The sequence below is a fragment of the Leptolyngbya sp. FACHB-36 genome (genome assembly GCF_014695955.1).
Lineage (GTDB): Bacteria > Cyanobacteriota > Cyanobacteriia > Leptolyngbyales > Leptolyngbyaceae > FACHB-36.
The window spans coordinates 1-7401 of sequence record NZ_JACJPG010000476.1 but is presented as its reverse complement, the minus strand read 5'-3'; the positions used below and the strand labels follow the sequence as shown (position 1 = coordinate 7401).

Here is a 7401-nt window from a genome sequence, read left to right as displayed (position 1 = left end):
GTTGATTTCATTCGTCAAAACAACCTCAGCTTTGCCTATTGGAGTTGGAACCCCAACAGTAGCGACACGGGCGGTATTTTGGTAGACGATTGGCGCAGCGTGGAGCAACCCAAGCAGCAGCTTCTCAGTCAGCTTCTGCCCGTTCCTGGTTTGCAGCCCTCACCGTCCCCGAATCCCATCGTTACATCACCCCCAAGTCGATCGGCTGAGCCACCTCGAAGAGAATCGGCTGTACCGACTCAAACGGTGCCGTCTCAAAGAGAATCTTTGCCGCCTCGAAGAGAAGCCGCGGCACCATCTCCAAGAGAAGCAGCAGTGCCATCTCGAAAAGAAGCCGCTCTGCCGACGCCTCCCCAAATTGCACAGCAATCTAATCCGCTCCAGGCTGAGATGAAAATTCAATCCGACTGGCAGACAGGATTTTGTGTGGAGATGCGCGTGAAGAATGGCGGCGATCGTCCGACACGCCGCTGGCAGCTCACCTTTCAAATGAATCAAGCGGCAATTAACAATAGCTGGAATGGAACGTTTATTCCTCAGGGATCGCGCTATACGGTCGAGCCGCCTGAATGGGCACAAGTGATTCAGCCTAACCAAACGGTAAATCTGGGTTTTTGCGCAACCAAACTAGGTCAAGATTACCGACCTAAGGGGGTTCTTGCCTCTTTACGTCCAGATGCTGGAACATTCAGATAACCTAGACACAAGCAGATAACCCTGGGAATTCTGTTTAAATTAGGCTACAACTCATTCATGCCAGAATCGATTTGGGCGATTATGGGATGTTTCGAGCCCAAACTGCCTCCCAAATGTCCATCAGCTGCTGATGTGCCTTCTAGACAGGAATATTAAGGAAGCCTCATAATGCTTGTCTGTCCTCACTGTCGGTTTGAAAACCCAAACACAAACAAGTTTTGCCAAGAGTGTGGCACGTCGCTGACTCAGAATTCCTGTCCGGAATGCAGCAGTCCAGTTCCCTTCAGCTCGCTTGAGTGTCCAACGTGCGGCGCGATCGCAGGGGTTGTTTGGTGGGCAATCATTACGGACAAGCTCAAAGGCTCATCTGCCGCAAGCCAGCCTGAACCTGTTGCCCCCGACGCTGGAGACGGAACCGCCCCAGCCATTTTCTTGGACGCACAGCACCGCTATCAGCTTTTGGACCCACTGCCCCCACCGGATGCGATTACCCACGAGCAGCAGGTGCGCGTCCTCGACTGCAACCCGCTGCAACGATCGCCGCTGGCGGCTTTAACGCATGAGGAGCTGAATGCCTCTAGCGACTCTACGCCAGCGGGCACTACCGCTGCCACGGTAGGAGTCAGTTCGGTGACGCTGGTTGTTCCAACGATCGCGGAGCCGTATCGCGCCCTGGGCAACCAGTTCTATCAGACAATTCCATTTATTCACGATGCTTGGCAGCAAGACGGAGAGCAAATCGTGCTGCTCGAAGACCGCTCTGACTTTCCGCTGTTGATCGATCTATGGCTGGATGAACGGCTCTCGCTGCCGCCGCTTCAAATTCTGCACTGGCTCTACGAAATTGCCGAACTGTGGGAAGCGCTAGAGCCGTGGCGCTGCCTCAAAAGCGTGCTGGAGATCGAGAACCTGCGGGTAGACGAAGACCAGTCTCTTTGTTTACAGCGCCTCTATCCAGACTTGACTGCCACCACGCCAACCCTGTCTGAGCTGGGGCAACTGTGGCAGACGCTGTTTACCCAAACGCAGCGGACGCAGTTTGGCGATTTATCGCGGCTGCTGACCGAGCTGGCAACCGGAAAGGTAGAGACGGCAGAAGATCTGAGATCGCGCATCGAAGCGATCGCCTACGAGCTGCAAACCGGACAGGCAACGGTTCCACTCAGTCCACCCCCAGCGGACATCCCTGTGGCGAGCGATGGACCGATTACAAATCCTCCGATCGAGCTGAAAAATGCGACGAGCGCTGCACCGACTGCTGCCACCCAGTTGAACCTGCCGCTGAATCAGTTGGTCACTCTGATTGAGGACGAGGGCGAACCCGACAATGACCCGACGATCGTCCTGCCAATGCAGTTAGCGAACTTAGAAGACCTTGGCTGGACAGATATCGGTCGCCAGCGACAGCACAACGAAGACTATTTCGGCATTGAAACCCAAGTCGCTAAGCTGGAAAGCCCGATGGGTAAAACGCTCCACGCTCGTAACCTCTACATTCTTTGCGACGGTATGGGCGGGCAAGCAGATGGCGAAGTGGCAAGTGCCCTCGCGGTGGATACCCTGCGGACCTATTTTCGCAGTGTCTGGATGGCTGGGGCAGACATAACGACGAAGCTGCCGGGACCTGACGTGCTCAACGAAGCCGTCCAGCTTGCCAACAAAGCAATTTATGACATCAACCAGCAAAATGCCCGATCGGGCAGCGGACGAATGGGCACGACGCTGGTATTGGTGCTGCTTCAAGGCACCGAAGTTGCGGTTGCTCACGTGGGCGATAGTCGCCTTTACCGCTACACGCGCAAGCGCGGCTTAGAGCAACTGACGATCGACCACGAAGTCGGACAGCGCGAAATTCAGCGCGGGGTGGAACCCGACATTGCCTACGCTCGCCCCGACGCCTACCAGCTAACGCAGGCGCTAGGACCCCGTGACGAACATTTTGTTAAGCCGGATATTCAATACCTGGAACTGAACGAAGACACACTGCTGTTTTTGTGCTCGGACGGACTGACCGACAACGACCTCCTGGAAACGCACTTCCAAACGCACGTAGAGCCGCTATTAAGCTCCCAAACTAACTTGGAGCAGGGTATTGGGCGGTTAATTGAACTGGCGAACCAATACAATGGTCATGACAACATTACGACGATCGCGATCCGCGCCAAAGTGCGCCCGAATCTGGAACGCTTGAAGTAGCGTGGTAAGTGATGGGTGATTCTGTCGTCCGTAGTTCGTTCACCACCTCAACGCGTGTAATCACTAGCCGCTGACCGCTAACCACTGATGGTTCATGACTATTAGCTAACGCCTCCTATCGAATGGTCATTCTGACGCTCCTGGACCCGCAGCAGCAAACGCCTCTCAGGCAGTGGCGCTTCGAGCAAGAGTCGCTGATTCGCGTTGGACGATCGCCGGATAATCACGTTGTTTTAAGCGACCCGCTCGTGTCGCGGCACCATCTTGTGCTGCGGCGGCTAGACACGTCAGAGGTTGCTTGGCAGTTAATTAATCACAGCACCAACGGCACGTTTTTGGACGGCTGCGCGATTACGACGGGAACGTTAGCAGCCGATGCGCTGATCCAGCTAGCTCGTGAAGGTCCCCGTCTGCGGTTTCAAGTGCTAACCGGTGCTGTAGGACCTTCGCTTCAACTGCCCGATTTACCAAAAGCACCCGCGATCGTATCTCCATTGCCGTCTAGCGGGCGCCTAAAGCCCTGCACCCATGCGGGCAATTCTCCAAACAACTTGTTTTGCGTTCGCTGCGGTCAGCCTGTGCGCGTCGAGCAAACCATCCGTCAGTATCAAGTGCTGCGGGTGCTCGGTAAAGGCGGCATGGGAACAACCTATCTGGTGTGGCATGCAGGAGCGGCTACCGCGTCCGAGTCAGGTAAACTGCTAGTGCTGAAGGAAATGAACGCTGACATGGCGCGAATTCCCAAAGCCCAGGAGCTTTTCGAGCGTGAGGCAGCAACCCTGAAATGCTTGAATCATCCGGGCATTCCTCGCTTCTATGACTTCTTCGTCGAGGCAGGCAAAAAGTACCTGGTGATGGAACTAGTGCATGGACAAGACCTAGAACAGCGGGTTCGAGAGACGGGTCCTGTCTCCCCTCAGCAGGCAATTACCTGGATGATCCAGACCTGCGATGTGCTGGAGTATCTGCACAACCGCCCTACGCCAATCATCCACCGAGATATTAAACCCGGCAATCTGCTCGTACGATCGCTGAGCAATCGCGTGGTGGTACTGGACTTTGGAGCCGTCAAAGCCGCTGGAATGCCACCGGGAACGCGCATCGGCGCAGAAGGCTACAGCGCCCCTGAACAAACGCTTGGTAGACCACTGCCCCAGTCCGATCTGTACGCGATCGGTCCTACCCTGGTCTATCTGCTGACGGGCGAAAACCCACGTCCGTTCTACCGCAAAACAAACGACGGCTATCGCTTTTTACCCAAAGGCATTGCGGCAGTTTCACCACGCCTGCAAGCCGTCATTGAATGCGTGACCGATCCGCGCCCCCGCGATCGCTACAGCACTGCCAAGGAACTTGCCCTAGCCCTAACAAACTGCTTGCCAAAATGAAGAAAGACACAAGCAGTGGGAGTTGAGCAGTCAGGAAAACGCTACAGCATTCATGGCTCGGGTTTAAACCGAGCCAAAGACTTTAGGCGACTCCCTACCTCTCTCACTCCTCGCCGTCGTCTTCCCAGCTTTCTACTGCCAATAATTCACTGACAGGATCTTGCATTGTGAAGTCGTAGGCAAGCAGTTCCTGCTTCCAGAAGGACCAGTCATCGCCGTAAAGCAGCGCAATTTTCCAAAGGCTGTCTGTGGGCTTAAGAAGTTTTGAATCAAGCAGCGATCGAACTTGCCGCTGAAGCTTAACCATTGGGTGAATAACCTGCTGGTTCATAGCGTGTTGGACCATAATTAAGTTGTGTGAATACTTTACCTTTTGCTTGCTAATGCTTCCTAAAAAAGCTCAATTGCGCATCACTGAACGGATTCTAAAGAAAGCAAGATTTTCAGCTATCGATATTAGCATACTCCATTGATCTGGTAAGTCGCTCTTCAGAAAGAGCCAAGAAATTGGGGAATTCCCGTACCAAACCGTCCAGCACCCTCATGATAAAAGACAGTTACGGCTAAAACAGCGATCGCGCCGTTGCTGAGCCAGCCAGATTCAAGGAGCAATCTAGTTTACTCTCCGAGAAGAGCACTGGATCATAAATTCTTCAACGAAAACCCTCCATTAATGTTAAGACCTGGATACGGAATTGTTGAAGAGTCACTAGCAATATGAATAACCAGATCCAAACACAAGCCTCGAAAGTATGGCAAACCGTATCCGATCCTGCCACCACTGAAGCCTACAAGCAGGCAGGAGTCCTCACGTGGACGATTTTTAGAGAGACAGGCTATCTAGTTTGGTTAGTCATTTGCCTAGTGTTGGTGGTTGGCGAGTGGTTCTGGACATTCTCCTTTGAAACCGGACAGACGGTGCGCAGTTGGATTAACAGTCTGGAAGCCAGCGAGGATGCAGGCATCGATCGCCTCTTGAGCAAGACAGGCAAGTCGCTCCTGTCGGTTGGAAGGAGCAGCGTAACAGTCGCGTTATCCACCGCAAAAGATCAGCTTGGCATCCAAGTCTCCAAACCTACTCTAGCCATCGCTCCGTCTGAAACAGCTCCCCCCCCTCCCGTTCTAATGCCAGAGACGATAATGCCGCCTGCTTCTGCCAAACTCGAATCTCCTCCCACCCCGCCGCCGCTGACGCCCCCGATCGAGTAGGCGTGAAATTAACAAGAAGTGGGGGCATTCCGTACCCCAGCGAACCTGCATCTCAAGGGGTGATGCGATAAACTTGCAGTCTGACGCACGCTTATCTTGATCCATCACCGTTTAATGAGGGTTAGTTAATGGGTAAACCATCGATCGTCGTCGATTCTGGGGATGGAAAATCGGCTACCTCAAAACCATCCTCCAAGCGATCGTCTGTGCAAGAAGTAGTGACGCCACCGGCGACCAAATCAGCTTCGCCCACTTGGACGATCGAAGACAGCGAAGAACTTTATCGCATCAATGGCTGGGGCGAGCCGTACTTTTCAATTAACGCTGCTGGACACATTACGGTATCCCCACAGGGAGAGCGCGGCGGCTCGCTGGATTTGTTTGAATTGGTCAACGCGCTTAAACAGCGCAATTTAAACCTGCCGCTGCTGATTCGTTTTTCGGACATTCTAGAAGACCGCATCGAGCGGCTAAATTCAGCGTTTGCCAAAGCGATCGCCCGCTACAACTATCCTGGCGTCTACCGTGGCGTGTTTCCGGTTAAATGCAACCAGCAGCGACATTTGATCGAAGCGCTGGTTAAGTTTGGCAAACCGCACCAGTTCGGACTGGAAGCTGGATCGAAGCCGGAACTGATGATTGCGCTAGCTAGCTTAAAAACACCCGGTGCGCTGCTAATTTGCAACGGCTACAAAGACAGCGAATACATCGAAACGGCAATTCTGGCGCAGCGACTCGGACAAACGCCAATTATTGTGCTGGAGCAGATTGAGGAAGTGCAGTTGGCGATCGACGCCAGTCGCAAGCTCGGAATTCGCCCGATTCTTGGCATTCGCGCCAAACTCAGCAGCAAAGGAATGGGACGCTGGGGCACTTCAGCCGGCGATCGAGCAAAATTTGGTCTAACCATTCCCGAAATCCTCAGCACGGTCGAGCAGCTCCGCGCGGCTGACATGCTGGATTCGCTGGAACTGCTGCATTTCCACATCGGCTCTCAGATTTCCTCGATCGGCGTGCTCAAAGATGCCCTCCGGGAAGCGGGGCAGATTTACGTCGAGTTGGCAAAGCTGGGCGCAACGATGAAGTACCTCGACGTGGGCGGCGGCTTGGGCGTAGATTACGACGGCTCCAAAACAAACTTCCACGCCTCGAAAAACTACAACATCCAGAACTACGCCAACGACGTCGTTGCGGCGGTGAAAGACGCCTGCGCCGAGCGGAATTTGCCCGTGCCGACGCTGATTAGCGAGAGTGGACGCGCGATCGCGTCGCATCAGTCGGTGCTCGTGTTCAACGTCCTTAGCACCAGCGACGCGCCTTCCGCTACGCCAGAGCCACTTCAGGAAAAAGAACACCTGATCATTCGCAACCTGTCCGAAACTTACGAGTCGATTACCGTCGAGAACTACCAGGAAACCTATCACGACGCCAGCCAGTTTAAAGACGAAGCGATTAGCTTGTTCACGCTGGGCTATCTAAGCCTGCCAGAACGGGCGCGGGCAGAGCGGCTGTATTGGGCGTGCTGCCAGAAGATTCTGGCGATCGCTCGTCAGCAAGAATACGTTCCTGATGACCTGGAAGATCTGGAAAAGATCATGGCGTCGATCTACTACATCAACCTGTCGGTGTTTCAGTCGGCACCGGATAGCTGGGCGATCGATCAACTGTTCCCGATCATGCCGATTCATCGCTTGGATGAAGAACCCACTAAGCGCGGCACGCTAGCAGACCTCACGTGCGACAGCGACGGCAAAATCGACCAGTTTATTGATCTCCGCGATGTCAAGCATGTGCTGGAGTTGCATCCGCTCAAGCCAGAAGAACCCTACTATCTGGGGATGTTCCTCAATGGTGCCTATCAGGAAATTATGGGCAATTTGCACAATCTGTTTGGGGACACGAATGCCATTCA

General features: G+C 54.0%; 7 protein-coding genes. 5 read left to right on the top strand and 2 right to left on the bottom strand.

The features are described from left to right. The 3 genes from H6F43_RS13590 to H6F43_RS13580 form a co-directional block, all read left to right on the top strand. A partial coding sequence (locus H6F43_RS13590) for a cellulose binding domain-containing protein (protein WP_190343275.1) occupies positions 1-696 on the top strand: 696 nt, incomplete at its 5' end. Between the two features lie 168 nt (positions 697-864). Then, positions 865-2892, top strand: a complete 2028-nt coding sequence (locus H6F43_RS13585) for a serine/threonine phosphatase (protein ID WP_190343274.1) — start codon at positions 865-867, stop codon at positions 2890-2892. Positions 2893-3014: 122 nt separating this feature from the next. Further along, positions 3015-4280: a protein kinase gene (locus tag H6F43_RS13580; RefSeq protein WP_190343273.1), complete on the top strand. Its 1266-nt coding sequence runs from the start codon at positions 3015-3017 to the stop codon at positions 4278-4280. 103 nt (positions 4281-4383) lie between these two features. Here H6F43_RS13580 and H6F43_RS13575 read toward each other — a convergent pair whose 3' ends face one another. Beyond that, positions 4384-4611: a DUF4327 family protein gene (locus H6F43_RS13575; RefSeq protein WP_190343276.1), complete on the bottom strand. Its 228-nt coding sequence runs from the start codon at positions 4609-4611 to the stop codon at positions 4384-4386. A 158-nt stretch (positions 4612-4769) separates the two neighbouring features. Then, positions 4770-4892, bottom strand: coding sequence for a hypothetical protein (locus tag H6F43_RS22715; protein ID WP_277879932.1), 123 nt, complete (start codon positions 4890-4892; stop codon positions 4770-4772). Positions 4893-4997: 105 nt separating this feature from the next. Between H6F43_RS22715 and H6F43_RS13570 the strand changes: the two genes are divergently transcribed. Together H6F43_RS13570 and speA are read left to right on the top strand one after the other, a co-directional pair. Beyond that, on the top strand, positions 4998-5489 hold the full coding sequence (locus H6F43_RS13570) for a hypothetical protein (protein ID WP_190343272.1): 492 nt from the start codon (positions 4998-5000) through the stop codon (positions 5487-5489). Positions 5490-5617: 128 nt separating this feature from the next. Then, a partial coding sequence (speA, locus tag H6F43_RS13565; protein WP_190343271.1) for a biosynthetic arginine decarboxylase occupies positions 5618-7401 on the top strand: 1784 nt, incomplete at its 3' end.